The organism is Streptomyces sp. NPDC020422, from assembly GCF_044386705.1.
Taxonomy (GTDB): domain Bacteria; phylum Actinomycetota; class Actinomycetes; order Streptomycetales; family Streptomycetaceae; genus Streptomyces.
Genome location: NZ_JBIRVJ010000010.1, coordinates 93603 through 113324, shown reverse-complemented (window position 1 = coordinate 113324; position 19722 = coordinate 93603). Strand labels below are relative to the sequence as shown.

Here is a 19722-nt window from a genome sequence, read left to right as displayed (position 1 = left end):
TGCCCACCCGGCAGCACCCGTCACAGGAACGCCGCATAGCCGTCCAGCGCCCGCAGCACCTCCCCCTCCTCCCCCGGCGGCAGCTGGACGACGACCTCCTCGCAGCCCAGGTCCGCGTAGTGGGCGAGCTTTCCGGGGGTGGGGAGGATCGCGTACGGGACGATCTGGAGGGTCTTCGGGTCGCGGCCGGCCTGTTCCCAGGTGTCGCGCAGGAGGGGGAGGGTCCGGGTGAGGCCGTGGCCGCCGATGGGCATCCAGCCGTCGGCGTAGTCGGCGATGTGGTCGAAGAGCCTGGGGCCCGCCGCGCCGCCGACGAGGGTGCGGGGGGCGCCGCCCGCGGGCTTCGGCCAGGCGTGGGAGGCGCGGACGGAGAGGCCGGAGGGACCCGCGTACGCGGTGGGCTCGGGGGACCACAGGGCGCGCATCAGGTGCATCGCCTCACGGGTGCGTTCGCGGCGGGTGGACCACGCGACGCCGTGGTCGTCGGCCTCCTCCCGGTTCCAGCCGAAGCCGACGCCGAGGGTGAAGCGGCCGCCGGACAGGTGGTCGAGGGTGGCGACGCGCTTGGCGAGGGAGATGGGGTCGTGCTCGGCGACCAGGGTGACGCCGGTGCCGAGCAGCAGGCGCGCGGTGACGGCGGCGGCCTGGCCGAGGGCGACGTACGGGTCGAGGATGCGGGTGTACTCCGGGGGGAGCGGGCCGCCGTTGGGGTAGGGCGTGGTGCGCTCGGTGGGGATGTGGGTGTGCTCGGGCAGGTAGAGCCCGGCGAAGCCCCGCTCCTCGAGGGCGCGGGCGAGCCGCACGGGGGTGATGGTCTCGTCGGTCAGGAAGATCGTGGTCGAGATCCGCATAGGCGCACGGTAGGGCTTGCGGGGTGGAATTCCGAGGGGCGGGAAGCCCCTCGTGTTGTTCCCTCGTTCACGCGCCCGGAGGACAGTCACGGGCATGACGCAGACGACCAGACGCGCGCTCCTCGCGACGGGCGCCGCGACCGCGCTTACCTTGGGGACCGTGAGCTTCGCCCGGGCGGACGGTGGGGATCTCACCCGTACGGTGAGCGGCAGCCTCCCGCCGGGCTCCCCCGACTACGTGTACCTGCCGCTGGAGCTGCCGCGCGGGGTGTGCGAGCTGCGGGTGGCGTACACCTACGACCGGCCTGCCGTGCCCGCCGGCACCCAGGGCAACGCCCTCGACATCGGACTGTTCGACCAGCGTGGCATCGCGCTCGGCGGCCGGGGTTTCCGCGGCTGGTCCGGCGGGGCGCGCAAGGAGTTCTTCGTACGGGCGGACGACGCGACCCCCGGATATGTCGCGGGCCCGCTGCGGCCCGGCACCTGGCACGTCGTCCTCGCCCCGTACACGGTCGCCCCGCAGGGCCTCGCGTACACGGTGACGGTGACCCTGCGGACGGGCCCGGACGCGCCCGCCACGCCGGCCGCCTACCCGCCCGAGCGGGCCCGGGGGCGCGGCCGGGCCTGGTACCGGGGCGACTGCCACCTGCACACCGTGTACTCGGACGGGCGCCGCACCCCGGCCGAGGTCGCCGCCCTCGCGCGGGCCGCGGGGCTGGACTTCCTGGCCACGACCGAGCACAACACCCATGCCGGGCACGGCGCGTGGGCCCCGCACGCGGGGGACGACCTGCTGGTCCTGCTGGGCGAGGAGGTCACCACCCGCAACGGGCACGTCCTCGCCCTCGGCACCGATCCCGGCACCTTCGTCGACTGGCGCTACCGGGCCAGGGAGAACCGTTTCGCGCACTACGCCCGCGAGATCCGGCGGGCCGGCGGCCTGGTCGTCCCGGCGCACCCGCAGGCCACCTGCATCGGCTGCGCCTGGAAGTTCGGCTTCGGCGAGGCGGACGCGGTGGAGGTGTGGAACGGCCCCTACACCCCGGACGACGAGATCGCCCTGGCCGGCTGGGACGCGGCCCTGGCCCGGGGGCGCCGGACGCCGGCGATGGGCAGCAGCGACGCCCACCGCGACCCGGACCGGGTCGGCACCCCGCAGACGGTCGTCCTCGCGGAGGAGCTGAGCCGGGCGGCGATCCTGGACGGGCTGCGGGCGGGGCGGAGCTATGTCGCCGAATCCGCTGCGGTCGCCGTGGAGTTCGGCGTCACCGACGCGCGCGGCCGCGAGGCCGGGATCGGCGAGCGGCTCGCCGTGCCCGCCGGCGAACCGGTCACCGCCCGGCTGCGCGTCACCGGCGCCCCGCCGGGCGCGACCCTCCGCTTCGTCACCGACCAGGGCGTCCTGCACACGGCCCAGGGCACGGACACCGCCGAGTGGACGACGACCGCCGCCTACGCCACGTACGTACGCGCGGAGGTCCGGCACCCGGCGACGGCCCCGCCGCTGCCGGGGGCGCTCGCCGCCTTCACCAACCCGGTGTTCCTGGAGGTCAGGCCCGGTACTCGGTGAGGTCGATGGCGTGGATCCGGAGCGGGTGCCCGAACTCCGGGTGGACGGTCTCCCGCTCCAGGCTCATGCCGAGCTTGCGCATCACGTTCTCCGAGGCGGTGTTCCCGGCCCTGGAGATGCTGATCACCCGGTCGAGGCCGCGGTCCTGGAGGGCGAACTCCAGGGCCGCGTGGGCGGCCTCGGAGGCGTAGCCCTGGCCCCAGAACTGGCGCCCGAGCCGCCAGCCGATCTCCACGTCCGGCGCCGCCTCCGGCAGGAACCGCGGCACCGAGAGGCCCGTGAAGCCGATCAGCTCCCCGGAGCCGAGCAGCTCGACGGCGAAGAGCCCGAAGCCCTCCTCGTCCCACTCCTCCTCCCAGTGCTCGATCCGCTCGGCCGTCCGCTCCAGGTCGAGCACGGAGCCGTCGCCGATCCAGCGCATGACCTCCGGGTCGGCGTTGATCTCGGCCATCGGGACGAGGTCGTCGTCGGTCCAGCGGCGCAGGAGGAGTCGGGGGGTGAGGATCTCGGTCATGGGCCCATCATCGCGCGCGGGCGGGCCGAGGCATATTCCCTCGATGATCCACAGCCCGTGATCCATGCTGTCCCCATGCTGAACCGACTCGAGGCCTATGACGACGCCGTTCCCCGATCCGCCGCCCGCGCCGAGGAGTTCGGGCCGCTGACCCTCTTCGTACGGGAGGGGGAGGGCTGGCCGTACTACGCGCGGCCCGCGCTCGGTCACACCGGCGAGGTGACGGTGGCGGCCGTGCAGGCGGTACGGGCCCGGCAGCGTGAGCTGGGGGCGCCCGAGGCCTTCGAGTGGGTGGCGGAGACCACGCCGGGGCTGCGGGCGGCGGTCGAGGCGAGCGGGCTCGTGGTGCACGAGCATCCGCTGATGGTGCTCACCCAGGACGCGGAGGAGCTGCCCGTGCTGCCGGAGGGGTACGGGGTGCGGATGGTCGGTGACCGGGACCCGGATCTGGACGGTGCCGTCGCCGCCTCGTACGCCGCCTTCGGCGCCACGCCCACGCCCGGAGCCGCCGAGCAGGTGGGGGCCAGGATCGCGGCCGGTCTGACCCGGCTCGCGGCGGCCTTCGGCCCGGACGGCACCGCGCTCTCGGCGGGCCAGCACCAGCCGGTGGGCCCGGTCAGCGAGGTCGTCGGGGTCGGCACCCGCCCGGAGGCCCGCCGCCGCGGCCTGGGGCTCGCGGTCACGGCCGCGCTCGTCGCGGACGCCCGCGCGCACGGCGTCGAGACGGTCTTCCTGACCGCCACGGACGACACCGTCGCCCACCTCTACGCCCGGCTCGGCTTCCGCACGGTCGGCACGGCGCTCATCGCCGAACCGGCCGGGGACGGCCCCGCGGAAAACTGATCCGAAGAAATCTCCCGGGAGCTGTCACATCCGCGTCGCGCGCTCCGTCAGTGCAGTGAAGGCAACGGAAAACGCCCACGAACACGAGGAGCGCACCATGCAGCACGAGGTCGAGGCCCGGATGAAGAACCCCGCCTACCTGCTCTCCGACGCCGGTCCGGCGATCATGGAACTGCTGAAGGCCACGCGTCAGGGCGGTGTCCCGGAGTCCACCCTGGAGCTCGTGCACCTGCGGGCCAGCCAGATCAACAACTGCGGATTCTGCGTCGACTACGGCGCCAGGAGCGCCCGGAAGAACGGCGTCAGCGACGAGAAGCTGTTCGCGGTCGCCGCCTGGCGCGAGGCGCCGTACTTCTCCGACGAGGAGCGCGCGGCGCTCGCCCTGGCCGAGGCGGCGACCAGGCTCGCCGACACCTCGGACGCCGTGCCGGACGAGGTGTGGGACGCGGCCGCCGACCACTACGACGAGAAGCAGCTGGCCGCGATCGTGCTCATGGTCGGCGTCACCAACCTCTTCAACCGGATCAACGTCACGACCCGGCAGCCGGCCGGCGCGGCGTTCTGACCATCCGTACGTCGATCGGGTCCTCGGACTCGACCGTGAAGCCCGCCCGCTCGTAGAGCCGGCGCGCCGCGCTGCCCCGGACCACGGTCAGCCGCACGGGTACGCCCTCGGCGTCCGCCCGGTCGAGCAGCGTCGCGAGCACCGCCGTCCCGAGGCCCCTGCCCTGGGCCTCGGGGGCGAGGTAGAAGTGCGCCAGGTAGCGGCCGGGCTTGTGCTCGTGCGGCCCGAAGGCGACGCAGCCCGCGAACGCTCCGTCCACCTCGACGACCGAGGTGTGCTCGGGGCGGAACTCGTCCCGCAGCCGCCGGCGCACCCGGTGCTCGTCATACCGGCCCAGGCGCACCAGGTCGTCGCGCATCACGACGGCCTTCAGCTCGGCGACGGACTCCACGTCCGCCGCCCGCGCCGGGCGCATCAGCCAGCTCGTCGTCCCCTGAACGTCCATCCCCGCGTCCGCATGCATACGCGCATCCTAAGGAGACCTCCATGACCGCCGTCCGCATGTCCAACCCCGCCGCCGTCCTGCCCGAGGCCATGGGCTCGATCCTGCGGCTCGCGAAGGCCGCCCAGTCCGGTGGCGACGTGCCCGCCGCCACGCTCGACCTGGTCCATCTGCGGGCCAGCCAGATCAACGGCTGCTCCTACTGCGTCGTCGGCGGTGCGCTGAAGTCGCGGAAGGAAGGGGAGAGCGACGAGAGGCTGCACGCGGTGGCGGCGTGGCGGGAGACGCCGTACTTCTCCGCGGCCGAGCGGGCCGCGCTCGCGCTCGCCGAGCACGCGACCCGGCTGGCCGACCGGTCCGACGCGGTGCCGGACGCCGTGTGGGACGAGGCGGCGCGGCACTACGACGAGAGGCAGCTGGCGCAGATCGTGCTGTGGATCGGGATCACCAACCTCTTCAACCGGCTGAACGCGACCACCCGGCAGCCGGCCGGCGCGACCTGGTAGGGCCCGGTGGGGCCCCGTAACCGGATCCGTGCCGTCCGCGTTGGAGCGGGCATGAAGAAGATCCTCACCGCAGCCGCCCTGACCGGTCTCGCCGTGGCGGGCGGGCTCGCCGCCACCGCCGGGACCGCCGCCGCCGACACCGCCGGCGCCAACCTGCCCTCGGTGGTTCCGCTCAGCGGCGTCCTGACGCCGCAGGGCAAGGGGGCGGCCCCGGCCGAGATGCCGGCGCCCAACAAGCTGGTGCAGGGGCTGCTGCCCGGCCAGCACTGACCGAGCCCAGGGACGACGAAGGTGGCGGGACCCCCCACGGGCCCGCCACCTCGTCGTTTCCGTCAGCCGACGGTCGCGGAGTCCATCAGTCCGCGACCACCAGCGACGGGGTCTCCTTGGTGAGCACCTCGCCGCGGAAGAACGCGGGGCTGCGGCGCTGCATCACCAGCATGATCACCACGCCGAGCAGCAGCAGCCCGACGCCGATGACGAAGACCGAGCCGACGCCGAAGACGGCGGAGCCTGAGCCGTAGGCCGGGTCCCACATGTCGTACAGCGTCTTGCCGAAGACGGCGGTCAGCATCAGGCCGCCGAGGGCCGGCATGAGGCCCTTGAAGGCGAGGTCGCGCACGGAGCGGAACAGCTCGCCGCGGAAGTACCAGACGCAGGCGAAGGCCGTCAGGGCGTAGTAGAAGCAGATCATCAGGCCGAGCGCGTAGATCGTGTCGACCAGGACGTGCTCGCTGACCAGGGTCATCACCGTGTAGAAGACGCCGGTGGCGACGCCGGCGACGATCGTGGCCCTGCCGGGGGTCTTGAAGACCGGGTGGACCCTCGTGAAGGACTTCGGCAGGGCCTCGTAGGTGGACATGGCCAGGACCGTGCGGGCGACCGGGATGAAGGTCGTCTGGAGGCTGGCGGCGGCCGAGGCGAGCACGGCGAGGAAGAGCAGGATGCCGAGGGCGGGGCCCATGACGGGGCCGGCCAGGGCGGCGAAGACGTTGTCGGAGGTCTCCGGGTTGGCGAGGCCGAGGCCCTTGTCGCCGGAGCCGACGGCCATCTGGGCGGCGACGCCGGTGGCCAGGTAGGAGCCGACCAGGACGACCATCGCGATGAGGGCGGCGCGGCCGGGGGTCTTCTCGCTGCCGCGGGTCTCCTCGTTGGCGGTCATGCAGGTGTCCCAGCCCCAGTACATGAAGATCGACAGGGACAGGCCGGCCGTGAAGGCGGCGAAGGACTGGACCGCGAACGGGTTCATCCAGGACCAGGAGAAGTCGACCGAGGTCTCGAAGGAGCCGGCCTTCGACAGCGCCATCGCCACGAAGAGGCCGAGGACGAGGAGCTGGAGGCCGACGAGGGTGTACTGGACGCCCTTGGTGGCGGTCATGCCGCGGTAGCTGATCGCGGTGGCAGCGGCGATCAGGGCGAGGCAGGTGACGATGTGGACGGCCTTGTCGTCGTCCAGGGCGGCGATCGAGGGACTGTTGGTGACCTCTCCGGCGAGCAGCCAGAAGTACGAGGTGGCGACGCCCGCCAGGTTGGACAGGACGATGATCGTCGCGATGACCAGGCCCCAGCCGCACATCCAGCCGACCTTGGGGCCGAAGGCCTTCACGGTCCAGGTGAAGGAGGTGCCGCAGTCGGGCATGACCTTGTTGAGTTCGCGGTACGCGAAGGCGACGAGGAGCATCGGCAGGAAGCCCGCGAGGAAGACGGCGGGCATCTGGAGGCCGACCTCGCCGGCGGTGGAGCCGAGCGTCGAGGTGAGGCAGTAGACGGGGGCGACGGTGGAGATGCCGATGACGGCGCTGCCGAGCAGGCCGACGGAGTTGCCGCCGAGGCCCTTGGTGCGCACGCCGTGGTTGTCGGCGGCGCCGTCTGGGGCCGCGACGCCCCTTACCGTGTCTCCGGCCTGGGGCCGCGCATCCACCTGAGTCATGAACAGGACGTTAAATGCTGCGGTTTCCACATCCGGAAGATCGAAGTCCGCTCATCTGATCGATCATTGCCTTGCATTGCGAGGTCGAACCCGGACACCCGCCAATGATTGAAAGATCGACTACCGCGCGGGACCGACCAAGCGGTAGGTCCGGCGCGGAGTGTCCGATATGCGGGAACCGCAGCACTGTCCTGAATGTCCGTTTCCAAATTTTCCCGAAGAATTTTCCGAAGGGCCCGGGAAGGGGCCCGCCCCGGTCCGCGACCGGCGCTCAGCCCGGCCAGACCACCGCCTGCAGCTCGCTGTACGCGTGCAGCGCGTACGAGCCCACGTCCCGCCCGACCCCGCTCTTCTTGAAGCCGCCGAACGGCGCCTCCATGTTCCGGCCGATGGTGTTCACCCCGACCCCGCCGGCGCGCAGCAGCCCCGCGATCCGGAAGGCGCGGGCCACGTCCCCGGACCACACGTAGTCGATCAGTCCGTAGTCGCTGTCGTTCGCGAGCGCGACGCCCTCCTCCTCGTCGTCGAACGGGACCACCACGACCACGGGTCCGAAGATCTCCTCCCGCACCACCCGCATCCCGGGGGTGCAGTCCGCCAGGAGGGTCGGGGCCACATAGAAGCCGCGGTCGAAGTCCGGGCGCTCCCCGCCCGCCACCACCGTGGCCCCCTCCTTGCGCCCCAGCTCCACGTACGACTCCACCCGGTCCCGGTGCGCCGCCGAGATCACCGGACCGACCACCGTGCCCCGCGCCGCCGGGTCGCCGACCTTCATGTAGCCGAGATAGCCGGTCAGCTTCTCGATCAGCCGGTCATGGATCCCGCGCTGGGCGAGCACCCGGGTCGGCGCCGTGCAGATCTGCCCGCTGTAGAAGGAGAAGGTCGTGCCGATCCCCATCACCGCCGCGTCCAGATCGGCGTCGTCGAAGACCAGCGCCGCGCCCTTGCCGCCCAGCTCCATCAGCTGCCGCTTCAGGTCCCGGCCGCAGACCTCGCCGATCGCCTGCCCCACGGCAGTGGAACCGGTGAACGAGACCATGTCGACCGCCGGGGAGTCCACGGCCGCCTCGCCCACCGCCGGCGCGGAGCCCGTGACGAGGTTGACCACCCCCGCCGGGACGCCCGCCTCCTCCAGGGCGCGGACCATCGCGAAGACCGACAGCGGGTCCTGTGGGGCGGGCTTCACCACGACCGTGTTGCCCATGGCGAGCGCCGGGGCGATCTTGCCGGCCGGGTTGGCCCAGGGGTTGTTGTACGAGGTGATGCAGGTGACCACGCCGACCGGGCGCCGCACCGCCACCGCCCCGAACACCCCGGCCTTCCCCATCGGCCCCGCCTCGTTGATCTGCGGGGGCAGCGCCTGCTCGACCGGCTCCAGGGCACCGCGCGCGTACCGCCGGAAGCGCGAGGAGCCCACGGCGACCTGCATCCCGCGGGCCGTCGCCGTGGTCGCCCCGGTCTCCGCGCGGGCCAGCAGCGTGTTCGCCTCGGCGTCCCGGGCCATCAGGTCGGCGGCCCGGTCCAGGATCGCGGCCCGCTCCTCCGGCTTCGTCCGCGACCAGGTCGCGAAGGCCGCGCGGGCGGCCTCGGCAGCCTCGTACACCTGGGCCCGGGAGGCCTCGGGCGCCAGGCCGACGAGCTCCTCCGAGGCGGGGTCGACCACCTCGTAGTGACCGCCGTCGGGCTCGACCCACTCCCCTCCTATATAGAGGCGTTCCCTTATCTCACGGGGGATCTCACGGGGGATCTCTCGGAGGGTCTCGCGGGGGGTCTCGCGGGTCATCGCGTACTCACCGTCCTCGTGTCCTGGCCCGAGCGCAGCACCCGGCCCGGAATGGCGCCCGTCACCTCGTCGTCGCGTACCGTCTCCACCCCGTTGACCCGCACCGACACGATGCCGACCGCGCGCGAGTCGAGCCGGGGGCTGTCGCCCGGCAGGTCGTGGACCAGGGTCGCCGGGCCCGCGTCGATCCGCTCGGGGTCGAAGAGGACCAGGTCGGCGTGGAAGCCCTCGGCGATCCGGCCGCGCTCGCGCAGCCCGAAGAGCCGGGCCGGGTCGTCGCTGAGCATCTTCACCGCCTGCTCCAGCGGGACCAGCTTCCGGCCGCGCAGACAGTCGCCGAGGAAGCGGGTGGTGTACGGCGCCCCGCACATCCGGTCCAGATGGGCGCCCGCGTCGGAGCCGCCGAGCAGCACGTCCTCGTGCTGCCAGGTCTCCCGGCGCAGCGCCCAGGACGCCGGGTCGTTGTCGGTGGGCATGGGCCACAGGACGGTGCGCAGCTCGTCGTTGGCGCAGATCTCGACGAGGCACTGGAAGGCGTCCTGGCCGCGCTCGGCCGCGATGTCCCTCACGACCCGGCCGGTCAGGCCCTCGTTCTCCCTGCTGTACGTGTCGCCGATGACGTACCGGCCGAAGTTCGCCAGGCGCCGGAAGACGCCGGCCTCCTTGGAGTCGGCGCGCCGCAGCATCTCGGCCCGTACGGCGGGGTCGCGGAGCTTCGCGATCCGCTCGGGCACCGGGAGGCCCAGGATCTCGCCCCAGCCGGGGATGAGGTTGAGCGCGCAGAAGGTGCCGAGCGACATGTTCATGGGGGTGAGGATCGGCATGGTGAGCGCGACGATCCGGCCGCCGGACTTGCGGGCGCGCTCGGAGGCGAGCAGCTGGCGCGGGACGCGCTCGGGGACGGTGGCGTCGATGGTGAGGACGTTCCAGTTGAGGGGGCGCCCGGCGGCCGCCGTCATCTCCACGAACAGGTCGATCTCGGCGTCCGAGAACTGGTCGAGGCAGCCCGCCAGGATCGCCTCGATCTGCGTGCCCTCGTGCTCGCCGACCGCCCGGGACAGGGCGATGAGTTCGGCGGGCCCGGCGTGCCGGGAGGCGACGGGGGCGCCGTCGCCGTCGGAGTGGGTGGACGACTGGGTGGTGGACAACCCCCAGGCCCCCGCCGCCATGGCCTCCTTGAGCAGCGCGACCATGCGGTCGAGCTGCTCCTCGGTGGGCTGCCCGCCGATCGCGTCCGGCCCCATCACGTACCGGCGCAGGGCGCAGTGCCCGACCATGAAGCCGGCGTTGACGGCGATCCGCCCGTCGAGGGCGTCGAGGTACTCGGCGAAGGAGGACCAGCTCCAGTCGACGCCCTCCTCCAGGGCCTTGAGGGCCATGCCCTCGACCTTGGACATCATCCGGCGCGTGTAGTCGGCGTCCTCGGGCCGGTCCGGGTGGAGCGGGGCGAGGGTGAAGCCGCAGTTGCCGCCGGCGACGGTGGTGACGCCGTGGTTCATGGACGGGGTGGCGAAGGGGTCCCAGAAGAGCTGGGCGTCGTAGTGGGTGTGCGGGTCGACGAAGCCGGGGGCGAGGACGAGACCGGTGGCGTCCTCGCTGGTCCTGGCCTCCTCGGCGACGGCGCCGGGCTCGGCGACGACGGCGATCCGGCCGTCGCGGATGCCGACGTCGGCGGTGAAGGCGGGGGCGCCGGTGCCGTCGACGACGGTGGCGCCCTTGATCAGGTGGTCGAGCATGGCCGTCCCTTTCTGCGCGTGGACGCGGGTGTGCCCCGGCCGGGGCCGCCGCGGAACGGCCTCCGGCCGGGGCCGGTACGGGGCGGCGGTCCGGGAAGACACCGCCCCGCGCTTCTTCGATCCGGGCCCGGGCCCGACCGCGGGACCTCACGCCCGCGAACGCCGATCCCGTACCCCACCGGGTCGGCGCCCGCCCCCCGCCTGCGGCCGGCCCTGTTGCGGGCCTCGCGCCGCCGGTTGTGGGCCTCGCGGCCCGCCGTTGTGGGCATTCGTTCCGCTGGGGCGGAACGGGTGGGCACAACGGACGGCGCCCCTTGCCGGGCCTAGGCTCCCGCGCCTGAACCCGCACCACGGGTGCGGCGCAGTCGGGGCGGGGCTTCAGGCACGGGGAGCGGAGGCGCCGCTAAGAGCGCCGTCCCGTGTGCCCACCCGTCCCGCCCTGCGGGACGATTGCCCACACGGGGGTGGGCGAGGCGGCCCACACGGGGGTGGGCCCGGCGGCCCCGCGCGGTGGCGGCGCGGGTCACGACCGGCGGGGCGGGACGGAGCGCGGGGCCCGTCAGGGCTGGGCGTTTTGGCGGAAGCGGGTCGTGCGGTGGACCGGGTCCGTGTCGATCTCGGGGATCACGTGCTCCCCGATGAGCCTGATCGAGTTCATCGTGTCCTCGTACGAGATCCCGATCGGCAGCCCGAACGACAGCTGGTCCGCGCCCGCCTGCTCCCAGCGCCTGCACTGCGCCAGCACCTCCGACGGGTCGCCGCAGATCATCAGCTCCTCCGCGATGAGGAGTTCGATGATCTCCGCCGAGTACTCGGGGAGGAGCTCCGGCCACTCCGGGATGCCCTCGGGGCGGGGGAAGGTGTCGTGGTAGCGGAAGAGGAGGGACTGGAGGTAGTTGAGGCCGCCGCCCACCGCGATCTCGACGGCCTTGTCGTGGGTCTCCGCGCAGATCGCCGTCGACGTGACCATGACGTTGTCGTTGACGAAGTCGCCGACCGCCTTGGCCTCCTTGATCGCGTTCTTGTACGACTCGACGACCCACTCCATGTCGGAGACCTTCTGCACGCTGAAGCCCAGCACACCCAGGCCCTTGCGGCCGGCCATCGCGTACGAGGACGGGGAACCGGCCGCGTACCACATGGCCGGGTGGGACTTGCCGTACGGCTTGGGGAGGATCTTGCGCGGCGGAAGCGACCAGTGCTTGCCCTGGAACCCCTCGTACTCCTCCTGGAGCCACATCTTGGGGAACTCGGCGATGGTCTCCTCCCAGATCTCCTTGGTGTGGTTCATGTCCGTGATGCCCGGGAAGAAGCCGAGGATCTCGTGCGAACCCGCGCCGCGGCCGGAGCCGAACTCGAAGCGGCCGCCGGAGAGGTGGTCGAGCATGGCGACCTTCTCGGCGACCTTCACCGGGTGGTTGACCTGGGCGAGCGGGTTGAAGATGCCGGAGCCGAGGTGGATGCGCTCGGTGGCGTGGGCGAGGTAGCCGAGGTAGACGTCGTTGGCGGAGAGGTGGGAGTACTCCTCCAGGAAGTGGTGCTCGGAGGCCCAGGCGTACTTGAACCCGGACCTGTCCGCCTGGATGACGTACTCGGTCTCCTCCATGAGGGCCTTGTGCTCGGCTTCGGGATCGGTCTCGGCGCGCTTGCCGACGTATCCCTGTACGAAGATCCCGAATTCCACGGAAGTTCACCGTCCTCGTGAGTGTCTGACGACGTTTCTGACGAAGCGTCAGATCAGCGATGTGCCCGACTGTCGCACCGCACGACGGGTGCGTCAATACCTGATGGAGCGTCAGGAAATGCTCAGAAGAGGCTGACACCGGCCAGCCAGCCGCCGTCGATGACGAACGGCTGCCCCGTGATGTACGCAGAGTCCTCGCCGGTCAGGAAGAGCGCGAGGGCCGCCACCTCCTCCGGCCGCCCGATCCGCCCCAGCGGCACCAGCTTCCGGTAGAGCTCGGCCGTGGCCGCCGGGTCCACGCCCTCCGGATTGCTCATGGGCGTGTCGATGGCCCCGGGGCAGACCGCGTTCACCCGGATCCCCTTGGCCGCCAGCTCCAGGGAGGCGACCCGGGTGAGGCCGAGGACGGCGTGCTTGCTCGCCGCGTAGGCACCCACCCCCGCCATGCCCGTCACGCCCGTGTACGAGGCGGTGTTCACGATCGTGCCGCCGCCGGCCGCCTCGATCTCGGGCACCACGGCCTTGATGCCGAGGAAGCAGCCGACCTGGTTGACCCGCACGATCGCCTGGAACTCCTCCAGCGGCGTCGACACCAGCTCGTTGAAGCGCAGGATGCCCGCGTTGTTCACCAGGCCGTCGATCCGCCCGAAGCGCTCCTTCGCGGCGGCCACCGCGGCCGCCCACTCCTCCTCGCTGGTGACGTCCAGGTGGACGTAGAGCGCCCGGTCCTCCCCCAGCTCCTTGGCGAGCGCCTCGCCGGGGCCGTCCAGGACGTCCCCCAGGACCACCCGGGCCCCCTCGGCGGCGAAGAGCCGCGCCTCCTGCTCGCCCTGCCCGCGCGCCGCGCCCGTGATGACGACGACCCGCCCGTCCAGTTTGCCCATGCGCCGACTCCTTCTCCTGTCATATGAGGTGCGGGGCGACCTCGGTGGCGAAAGCCCCCATCTGGTCCACGAGTTCGGCCCGGCTCCGGCAGCGGAACCGCACCTGGATCTGGTCCACGCCCATCTCCCCGTAGGCGCGCAGCGACTCGGCGAGCGCCTGCGGCTTGCCGCTCAGGGTGCGCCGGCCGGTGTCCCAGCCGGGCTGTCCGACGTACAGCGCCTCGGTGATCGCCCCGACGGTGAGCGGCGCCTCGATCCCGGCCTCCTCGCGCAGCCGCTTCAGCCGGGCGATCTGCTCGGGAAGGGCCCCGCGCGGGTCGCCCTGCGGCAGCCAGCCGTCCCCCTTGAGGGCGGCCCTGCGCACGGCGGCGGGCGAGGAGCCGCCGACCCAGATGGGCACGTGCTCCTGTGCGGGCCGGGGCCGCTGGCCGAGGTCGCGGAAGGCGAAGCGCTCGCCGCTGTGCTCCGGGAACTCCTCGGGCCCGAGCGCCGCCCGCAGCGCGTCGACGGTCTCGTCGAGGACCCCGCCGCGCCGGGCGAAGTCGACGCCGAGGGTCTCGAACTCCTCCGGGAGGTGCCCGGCGCCCACCCCGAGGACGAGCCGCCCGCCGGAGAGGTGGTCGAGCGTCGCGTACGCCTTCGCCGAGACCAGCGGGTGGCGCAGCCCGACCAGGGCCACGTGGGAGAGCAGCCGGACCCGCTCGGTGGCCGCCGCCAGGAACGAGAGGGTGGCCACCGGGTCGTACCAGATGGTGCTCATCGCCCCGGCGAGCCGGCGCGGGACGGCGACGTGCTCGCAGCTCGCGATGTAGTCGAAGCCGAGCTCGTCGGCGGCGCGGGCGACCGCGAGGAGGTCGGCGGGCCCGGCGGCGGCCTCCCAGGGCTCGGCGTACATGGCGCTCTGGGACTGGACGGGCAGCTGCATCCCGTACACGACCATGGGGAGCCCTCCTCCTCATATCTGACGTTCCGTCAGTTACGAACGACGGCCCCCATGCTGTCTCCTGACGGCCCATCAGACAAGGGGTCGGTCCCGACGGTCCCGGGCCGCGACGGAAGAGATGCGCTTTTCTCCAAGACCGCGGGGCGGGCCGTGCGGCAGCGTGGACGCGGCACGCAGAGGAATCAGCTCAGGGGGAGCAGCATGAACACCCGCAAGAAGACCGCCGCGCTGCGCGCGCTCGGAACGGCCGTCGCGGCGCTCGCACTCGTCGCCGGCGTCCAGGCGTCGCCCGCCGCGGCGGACGACATTCCGGGATTCGCCTACAAGAACCTCAACAGCGGGCGGGTCCTGGAGGTCGGCGGCTGGTCCACGGCCAACGGCGCCCTGGTGAACCAGTGGGACTACCACGGGGGTGCGAACCAGCAGTGGGCCGCGGACGGCCACTGGTACGGCTCCCAGTGGTGGGGGATGGAGAAGAGCGCCCACACCGGCAAGTGCCTGGACGTCGCCGGCTGGAGCAAGGACAACGGCGCGACGGTCCACATGTGGGACTGCCACGGCGGCGACAACCAGCAGTGGGACGAGCACTACATCAGCGACAACGTGTTCTACCTGATCAACAAGAACAGCGGGAAGTGCCTGGAGATCGCGGGCTGGAGCAAGGTGAACGGCGCCCGGGCCCAGCAGTGGACCTGCACCGGCGGCACCAACCAGATGTGGACCCTGATCCCGGAGTAGACGACGCGCGGACCGGCTCCTCCCGAGCCGCGCCCGCCGCCCAGCCCCCGCCCGGTCCGCCTCCCTCGGCGGGCCGGGCGGGCCCTTCTCACGCGGCGACCCACGGGCGGGTGCCTTCTCGCGCGGCGACCCACGGGCGGGTGCCTTCTCGCGCGGCGCTCAGGGCCGCCAGAGGCCGTCCTCGGTCAGCCCGAGGAGGTCGATCGCGTTGCCGCGGACGATCCGCTCGACCACGTCCGGCGCCAGATGGCCCATCTGCGCCTCGCCGACCTCGCGGGACTTGGGCCAGGTGGAGTCCGAGTGCGGGTAGTCGGTCTCGTAGAGGACGTTCCCGACGCCGATCGCGTCCAGGTTCCGCAGTCCGAAGGCGTCGTCGAAGAAGCAGCCGAAGACGTGCTCGGCGAACAGCTCCGACGGCGGGCGCAGCACCTTCTCGGCGACGCCGCCCCAGCCGCGGTTCTCCTCCCACACGACGTTCGCGCGCTCCAGGATGTACGGGATCCACCCGATCTGCCCCTCCGCGTACATGATCCGCAGGTTGGGAAAGCGCTCGAACTTGCCGCTCATCAGCCAGTCGACCATCGAGAAGCAGCAGTTGGCGAAGGTGATGGTGGAGCCGACCGCGGGCGGGGCGTCGGCGGAGGTGGACGGCATCCGGCTGGAGGAGCCGATGTGCATGGCGATCACGGTGCCGGTCTCGTCGCAGGCGCGCAGGAACGGATCCCAGTGGTCGGTGTGGACGGAGGGCAGCCCGAGGTGCGGCGGTATCTCGGAGAAGGCGACCGCCCTGACCCCGCGGGCCGCGTTGCGGCGGACCTCGGCGGCGGCGAGCTCGGGGTCCCAGAGCGGGATCAGGGTCAGCGGGATGAGCCGGCCCCCCGCCTCGGGGCCGCACCACTCCTCGACCATCCAGTCGTTGTAGGCCCGCACCCCGAGGAGTCCGAGTTCACGATCGGCGGCTTCTGTGAAGGTCTGACCACAGAACCGGGGGAAGGTCGGGAAGCAGAGCGCCGACTGGACGTGGTTGACGTCCATGTCGGCGAGCCGCTCGGGCACGGAGTACGAGCCGGGCCGCATCTGCTCGTAGGTGATGACCTCCAGGCGTATCTCGTCGCGGTCGTAGCCGACGGCGGTGTCGAGGCGGGTCAGCGGGCGGTGCAGGTCCTCGTAGACCCACCAGTCGCCTATGGGGCCTTCGTCCCCCTTGGCACCCATGACGGGGGCGAACTTTCCGCCCAGAAAGGTCATTTCCTTCAGCGGGGCGCGGACGATCCGGGGGCCGGTGTCGCGATAGCGGGACGGGAGCCGGTCCTGCCAGACGTGCGGGGGCTCCACGGTGTGGTCGTCCACCGAGATGATCTTGGGGAAGCTCTCCATGCCGTTCACGGTAGCGCCGATCTGACGGTTCGTCAGCTATCGGGCTCGCGTGCGATGCCGGATCGGCCGACCCGATGCTGACGAGCGCCCTGCGGACAAGGCAGACTGTCTTGGGCGAAACCAGCGGTACGGGCAGGGGGAGCTAATGGACCGTGAGAACGGGCCGCGGGTTCCGGAGCAACGGACTCCGGCGACGGGTTCCGACGGGACCGGCACCGGGCCGGCCGAGGAACGGGACTCCCGCACGCCCGGAAACGGGACGAGGGAGACCGGCAACGCCGTGGCCGGGAGCGCGAAGGGCGTCTCCGACACGGGCACGGGCACGAGCACGGCCTCCGACATGCGTACGAGCACGAGCGGTGCCCCCGTCGAAGGTACGGGCACGGCCGGTGCCCCCGGCGTGCCCGCCACCACGCCGCCCGCCCCCGCCGCGCTCCGCTTCGGTGTGCTCGGCCCCGTGCGGGCCGCGCGGGGCGAGGAGGCGCTGCCCACCGGCTCGCCGCAGCAGCGGGCCCTGCTCGCCGCGCTCCTCCTGCGCGACGGGCGCACGGCCACCGCCGCCGAGCTGATCGACGCCATCTGGGGCGAGGAGCCGCCCTCCCAGGCGCTCGCCGCCGTCCGTACGTACGCCTCCCGGCTGCGCAAGATCCTCGACCCCGGGGTGCTGGTCAGCGAGTCCGGCGGCTACGCGCTGCGCACCACCGCGCCCGGTCTCACCCTCGACCTCGCCGAGGCCCACGAGCTGGCCGCCCAGGCCGAGAAGCTGCGCGCCGCGGGGCAGCGGTGCGCCGCCCGCGACCGGCTGAACGAGGCGCTCGGACGGTGGGAGGGCGAGACCCTCGCCTCCGTCCCCGGACCGTACGCCGAGGCCCAGCGCACCCGCCTGGAGGAGTGGCGGCTCCAGCTCCTGGAGACCCGCCTCGACCTGGACCTGGAGGTCGGCGCCCACGCGGAGGCCGTCTCCGAGCTGACCGCCCTCACCGCCGCCCACCCGCTGCGCGAGCGCCTGCGCGAACTGCTGATGCTCGCGCTCTACCGCTCCGGCCGGCAGGCGGAGGCCCTCGCCGTCTACGCCGACACGCGCCGGCTGCTCGCCGACGAGCTGGGGGTCGATCCGAACCCCGAGCTCTCCCGCCTCCAGCAGCGCATCCTCCAGGCCGACGCCGAACTCGCCCGCCCCGTGGACGAGCAGCCCCCGGCCGCGGCGCCCGTGGCCCGCCCCGCGCAGCTGCCCGCGACCGTGCCGGACTTCACCGGCCGCGCCTCCTTCGTACGGGAGCTGGGCAACCGGCTGGCGACGGCCGAGGGGCACGTCATGGCGGTCTCCGCCCTCGCGGGCATCGGAGGCGTCGGCAAGACGACCCTGGCCGTGCACGTGGCCCACGAGGCCAGGCCGCACTTCCCGGACGGGCAGCTGTACGTCGACCTCCAGGGCGCGGGCTCGCGCGCGGTGGCCCCGGAGACGGTCCTCGGGGCGTTCCTGCGGGCCCTGGGCACCCCGGACTCGGCGATCCCCGACTCGCTGGACGAGCGCGCGGCCCTCTACCGCTCCACGCTCGACGGCCGCCGGGTCCTGGTCCTGCTGGACAACGCCCGGGACGCCGCCCAGGTCCGCCCGCTGCTGCCGGGGACGGCGGGCTGCGCGGCCCTGGTCACCAGCCGGATCCGCATGGTCGACCTGGCCGGTGCGCACCTCGTCGACCTGGACGTGATGTCGCCCGAGGAAGCCCTGCAGCTCTTCACCCGGATCGTGGGCAGCGAGCGTGTCCAGTCGGAGCGCGAGGCCGCCCTCGACGTGGTCGCGGCCTGCGGCTTCCTGCCGCTGGCCATCCGCATCGCCGCCTCGCGCCTGGCCGCGCGGCGCACCTGGACGGTCTCGGTCCTGGCCGCCAAGCTGGCCGACGAGCGGCGCCGGCTCGACGAGCTCCAGGCCGGCGACCTGGCCGTCAAGGCGACCTTCGAGCTCGGCTACGGCCAGCTGGAGCCGGCCCAGGCCCGCGCCTTCCGCCTGCTGGGCCTCGCGGACGGCCCGGACATCTCGCTGGCGGCGGCCGCGGCCGTCCTGGACCTCCCCGAGTGGGAGACCGAGGACCTCCTGGAGGCCCTTGTCGACACCTCCCTCGTCGAGTCCGCCGCCCCCGGCCGCTACCGCTACCACGACCTCGTGCGGCTCTATGCGCGCGCCTGCGCCGAACGCGACGAACAGCCCCCGGCGGAACGCGAACTGGCGCTGTCGCGGCTGCTGGACTTCTATCTGTCGACGGCCTCGCGCGTCTACGCGCTGGAACGGCCCGGCGACCGGCTCGTCGACCACCTTGAGGCCACCGCGTACGAGGGCCTCGCCTTCACCGACCGGCACGCCGCCCAGGACTGGCTCTACGCCGAGGCCAACTGCCTCCTGGCCTGCGTGCGCCAGTCGGCGACGGCGCCGGGGACGCTGCGGCGGGCGGTGGACCTGCTGTGGGCGGCGCTGGACCTGGGCGAGTCCGGGACGAACGCGAAGGAGTTCGAGGCGATCGCCTCGGGCGTCCGCGACGCGGCCCACGAGTTCGCGGACGCACGCGCCGAGGGCCGGGCCCTGATGGCACTGGCCGGCGTCCACCACACCGCGGGCCGCTTCGAGGAGGCCGACCGCGACGCGACGCTGTCGCTGGCCTGCGCGAAGGCCGCCGACGACCCGCTGCCGGCCTGCTGGTCGGCCAACGCGCGGGGCATCATCGCCCTGTACCAGAGCCGGTTCGAGGAGGGCGAGCTGCATCTCGCCCACGCCATCGAGCGGTTCCGCGGCATCGGCGACCGGCCCGGCGAGGCGAGCGCCCTGTGCAACCTGTCCCGGATCCACCTCGCCACCGGGCGCACCGCGCAGGCGATCGCCCTCGCCGAGGAGGGCACGGCGATCTACGACTCGATCGGGCAGTCGCTGCGCGGCGCCAACGGGCGCTACGCCCTGGGCCTCGCGCTCACCGAGGCCCGGCAGCTCGGTCCGGCCGTCGACCGGCTGCGGGAGGCGCTGGAGGTGTTCCGGGACAGCCGGCAGCGGCTGTGGGAGGGCATGACCCTGTTCCGTCTGGCGGAGGTGGACATCGCGGCGCGACGTCACGCGCAGGCGGCGTCCAACGCGGAGATGGCGCTCACCGTCCTGCGGGGCATCGGCGGTGAGTGGCGCCGCGCGAACGTGCTGACGGTGCTCGGACGGGCCCTCTGCGGCATCGGCCAGTCGGGCCGCGCCCAGGTCTGCTGGCAGGAGGCGCTCGACGTCTTCGAGAGGCTCGACTCCCCCGAGGCGGCAGAGGTCCGCGAGCTGCTGAACGTCATCTCGGCGGCCTGAACTCCCTCGGCCTGCACGTTCATCGTTC

At 72.8% G+C, this 19722-nt stretch carries 17 protein-coding genes; 7 read left to right on the top strand and 10 right to left on the bottom strand.

Annotation, left to right across the window (positions count from 1 at the left end):
• Positions 1 to 20 precede the first annotated feature (20 nt).
• Positions 21 to 851 (bottom strand): LLM class F420-dependent oxidoreductase, encoded by an 831-nt coding sequence (locus ACH414_RS26785; protein ID WP_382541707.1) that lies wholly within the window; start codon positions 849 to 851, stop codon positions 21 to 23.
• 94 nt (positions 852 to 945) lie between these two features.
• Between ACH414_RS26785 and ACH414_RS26780 the strand changes: the two genes are divergently transcribed.
• Positions 946 to 2421: a CehA/McbA family metallohydrolase gene (locus ACH414_RS26780; protein ID WP_382541704.1), complete on the top strand. Its 1476-nt coding sequence runs from the start codon at positions 946 to 948 to the stop codon at positions 2419 to 2421.
• Here the strand turns inward: ACH414_RS26780 and ACH414_RS26775 are convergent.
• The gene (locus ACH414_RS26775; protein WP_382541702.1) at positions 2402 to 2935 is read right to left on the bottom strand and encodes a GNAT family N-acetyltransferase; all 534 of its coding nucleotides are present in this window, start codon (positions 2933 to 2935) and stop codon (positions 2402 to 2404) included. The two genes, ACH414_RS26780 and ACH414_RS26775, sit on opposite strands and share 20 nt — an antisense overlap.
• A gap of 75 nt (positions 2936 to 3010) precedes the next feature.
• Here ACH414_RS26775 and ACH414_RS26770 point away from each other — a divergent pair, with 75 nt between their 5' ends.
• On the top strand, positions 3011 to 3778 hold the full coding sequence (locus ACH414_RS26770) for a GNAT family N-acetyltransferase (protein ID WP_398943653.1): 768 nt from the start codon (positions 3011 to 3013) through the stop codon (positions 3776 to 3778).
• Positions 3779 to 3875: 97 nt separating this feature from the next.
• Entirely contained in the window at positions 3876 to 4343 is a 468-nt protein-coding gene (locus ACH414_RS26765) for a carboxymuconolactone decarboxylase family protein (RefSeq protein WP_382541696.1), read from the top strand.
• Here ACH414_RS26765 and ACH414_RS26760 read toward each other — a convergent pair.
• Entirely contained in the window at positions 4309 to 4806 is a 498-nt protein-coding gene (locus tag ACH414_RS26760) for a GNAT family N-acetyltransferase (protein WP_382541693.1), read from the bottom strand. The genes ACH414_RS26765 and ACH414_RS26760 overlap by 35 nt on opposite strands.
• Positions 4807 to 4829: 23 nt before the next feature.
• On the opposite strand from ACH414_RS26760, the gene ACH414_RS26755 reads away from it, so the two are divergent.
• Both ACH414_RS26755 and ACH414_RS26750 read left to right on the top strand, forming a co-directional pair.
• Positions 4830 to 5291: a carboxymuconolactone decarboxylase family protein gene (locus tag ACH414_RS26755; protein WP_382541690.1), complete on the top strand. Its 462-nt coding sequence runs from the start codon at positions 4830 to 4832 to the stop codon at positions 5289 to 5291.
• 51 nt (positions 5292 to 5342) lie between these two features.
• Complete coding sequence (locus ACH414_RS26750) at positions 5343 to 5561, top strand: hypothetical protein (RefSeq protein WP_382541687.1); 219 nt, start codon at positions 5343 to 5345, stop codon at positions 5559 to 5561.
• 85 nt (positions 5562 to 5646) lie between these two features.
• On the opposite strand, the gene ACH414_RS26745 is transcribed toward ACH414_RS26750, so the two are convergent.
• From ACH414_RS26745 to ACH414_RS26720, 6 genes are all read right to left on the bottom strand, one after another.
• On the bottom strand, positions 5647 to 7221 hold the full coding sequence (locus ACH414_RS26745) for an APC family permease (RefSeq protein WP_382541684.1): 1575 nt from the start codon (positions 7219 to 7221) through the stop codon (positions 5647 to 5649).
• 271 nt (positions 7222 to 7492) lie between these two features.
• The gene (locus ACH414_RS26740; protein WP_398943649.1) at positions 7493 to 9004 is read right to left on the bottom strand and encodes an aldehyde dehydrogenase family protein; all 1512 of its coding nucleotides are present in this window, start codon (positions 9002 to 9004) and stop codon (positions 7493 to 7495) included.
• Positions 9001 to 10740 (bottom strand): amidohydrolase family protein, encoded by a 1740-nt coding sequence (locus ACH414_RS26735; RefSeq protein ID WP_398943647.1) that lies wholly within the window; start codon positions 10738 to 10740, stop codon positions 9001 to 9003. Before ACH414_RS26735 ends, ACH414_RS26740 begins: the two co-directional genes overlap by 4 nt.
• Before the next feature lie 559 nt (positions 10741 to 11299).
• Complete coding sequence (locus tag ACH414_RS26730; protein WP_382541676.1) at positions 11300 to 12424, bottom strand: LLM class flavin-dependent oxidoreductase; 1125 nt, start codon at positions 12422 to 12424, stop codon at positions 11300 to 11302.
• Positions 12425 to 12546: 122 nt separating this feature from the next.
• Positions 12547 to 13308, bottom strand: a complete 762-nt coding sequence (locus tag ACH414_RS26725; RefSeq protein WP_398943645.1) for an SDR family NAD(P)-dependent oxidoreductase — start codon at positions 13306 to 13308, stop codon at positions 12547 to 12549.
• A gap of 19 nt (positions 13309 to 13327) precedes the next feature.
• Positions 13328 to 14248, bottom strand: a complete 921-nt coding sequence (locus ACH414_RS26720) for an LLM class F420-dependent oxidoreductase (protein WP_398943643.1) — start codon at positions 14246 to 14248, stop codon at positions 13328 to 13330.
• 204 nt (positions 14249 to 14452) lie between these two features.
• Between ACH414_RS26720 and ACH414_RS26715 the strand changes: the two genes are divergently transcribed.
• Positions 14453 to 14989: an RICIN domain-containing protein gene (locus tag ACH414_RS26715; RefSeq protein WP_382541668.1), complete on the top strand. Its 537-nt coding sequence runs from the start codon at positions 14453 to 14455 to the stop codon at positions 14987 to 14989.
• 159 nt (positions 14990 to 15148) lie between these two features.
• Here ACH414_RS26715 and ACH414_RS26710 read toward each other — a convergent pair whose 3' ends face one another.
• Complete coding sequence (locus ACH414_RS26710) at positions 15149 to 16366, bottom strand: amidohydrolase family protein (RefSeq protein ID WP_382541665.1); 1218 nt, start codon at positions 16364 to 16366, stop codon at positions 15149 to 15151.
• A gap of 340 nt (positions 16367 to 16706) precedes the next feature.
• Here ACH414_RS26710 and ACH414_RS26705 point away from each other — a divergent pair, with 340 nt between their 5' ends.
• Entirely contained in the window at positions 16707 to 19694 is a 2988-nt protein-coding gene (locus ACH414_RS26705; RefSeq protein ID WP_398943786.1) for a BTAD domain-containing putative transcriptional regulator, read from the top strand.
• Positions 19695 to 19722: the final 28 nt, after the last annotated feature.